Origin of the sequence: Fulvivirga aurantia (genome assembly GCF_009711475.1) — a bacterium.
In the GTDB taxonomy this organism is placed as follows: domain Bacteria; phylum Bacteroidota; class Bacteroidia; order Cytophagales; family Cyclobacteriaceae; genus Fulvivirga; species Fulvivirga aurantia.
On sequence record NZ_SMMD01000070.1, the window covers coordinates 1 to 369 of the forward strand.

Annotated in this window: 1 protein-coding gene; it reads left to right on the top strand. The window is 39.3% G+C overall.

Translation table 11 applies throughout. From position 1 onward, the window contains the following. Nucleotides 1-112: 112 nt before the first annotated feature. Nucleotides 113-268 carry a GIY-YIG nuclease family protein gene (locus tag E1176_RS20995; RefSeq protein WP_343030475.1) on the top strand — a complete coding sequence of 52 codons (156 nt, stop codon included), beginning with the start codon at nt 113-115 and terminating at the stop codon, nt 266-268. Nucleotides 269-369 lie beyond the last annotated feature (101 nt).

The window sequence follows — 369 nt, forward strand, 5'->3', positions numbered from 1 at the left end:
GGCTGCTTTTTTTGTTTATGATGTTTACAGTTTATGTTTTACATAGTGCCAAGCACAATAAGATTTACATCGGGTAAACTTCTGATTAGACAATAGGCTTGACAGTCATAACATCTTTGCCAAAAAAGGATATACTGTAAGATACCGACCTTGGGAGGTGATTTACACCGAGGAACATAGCAACAAATCGGAAGCTCTAAAGAGAGAAAAACAACTCAAGTCAGCTAAAGGAAGACAGTTTATCTGGGAGATGATTGATAAAAAGTAAATCATGCGCAGGACTCATATCCGCCAGCTGGCGGACGGCAGTTTCTCTGATAACTAATGTTACTCGTAACTACAAAAGCAGCTCTAGGGCTGCTTTTTTTG